Raw genomic sequence first — 1,086 nt, forward strand, 5'->3', positions numbered from 1 at the left:
CTCTCCAATACCAATTGCACGAGTAATTGTTGCTACAACCTGTGTTCCTGTATTCCCTCCAGTACCTACTAATAATGGAACAAAGAAAGCAAGGGCAACTACAGTTTCAATTTCGTCCTCAAAATACTTTAATACTGTACCTGTATATGCCTCAGCAACAAAAAGAAGTAATAACCATGGTAGACGTTTTAAGAAAATGCTCCAAATGCTAGCTTCAAAGTAAGATTGATTTAATGGTTCACTTCCGCCTAACTTTTGAATATCTTCTGTAGCTTCTGCTTCCATAACATTCATTACATCATCAAATGTTATGATACCAATCATTTTATTATTTGCTGTTGTGACAGGTATTGCTGCTAAATTATAATTGAGTAGCTTTTTTACAACTTCTTGCTGATCAATTTCAGCTTGTACTGAAATTACCTCTTGAATCATGATAGTAGATAATATCTCTTCATCTGGTGCTAGTAATAACTCATGTATGGAAACGATTCCCTTAAGATAACCGTGATTATCAAGAACATAACTATAAGATATTGATTCTACATTTTTAGAATTTTCCCTAATGTACTTTAATGTCATTTTTACTGACCAATTTCCTCTAACTGCAACAAAATCACTTGTTACAAGACTTCCCGCCGTTTCAGGTTTGAAAGTCATCAATTTTTTCACGTTATGTTTTGTAATTTTATCTAGATACGCCATTAATTTAGCCTGTTTTTCCGGATGAACCGCTAGAAGTAAATCCACTAATTCATCAATCGGTTGTAAATTTAGCAACTTTTTGGCTTTATTTTCAGATAAGTGAATTAAGATATTATATTTTTCTTCTGCACTCATATATTGAAGAATTTTAGAGCTTTTTAATACAGGTATTGTATTTAGTAATATGACTTGATCTTCAATTGAAAACCGTTTTACTTCTTGCGCAACATCATACGAAGGAAGACGTAAAACCTTCTCTGCATCTAAATTTTTTGGGGTTACAAGTAATTCATTTAATAATTTCTTCATGTTAACTCCTCCTCATATTGCTAAGGGAGACTCTAGAGTTTCATGAGTGGTTTTGTTTTATTTTATCTGTCT

Annotated in this window: 1 protein-coding gene; it reads right to left on the reverse strand. The window is 32.4% G+C overall.

Annotated features, from left to right (window positions below):
- The coding region (gene mgtE, locus ATL10_RS30855; RefSeq protein ID WP_110498416.1) for a magnesium transporter at positions 1 to 1,014 on the reverse strand (1,014 nt) is incomplete at its 3' end.
- Positions 1,015 to 1,086 lie beyond the last annotated feature (72 nt).

Source organism: Bacillus sp. 196mf (assembly GCF_003217275.1).
Classification (GTDB): Bacteria; Bacillota; Bacilli; order Bacillales; family Bacillaceae_G; genus Bacillus_A; species Bacillus_A thuringiensis_S.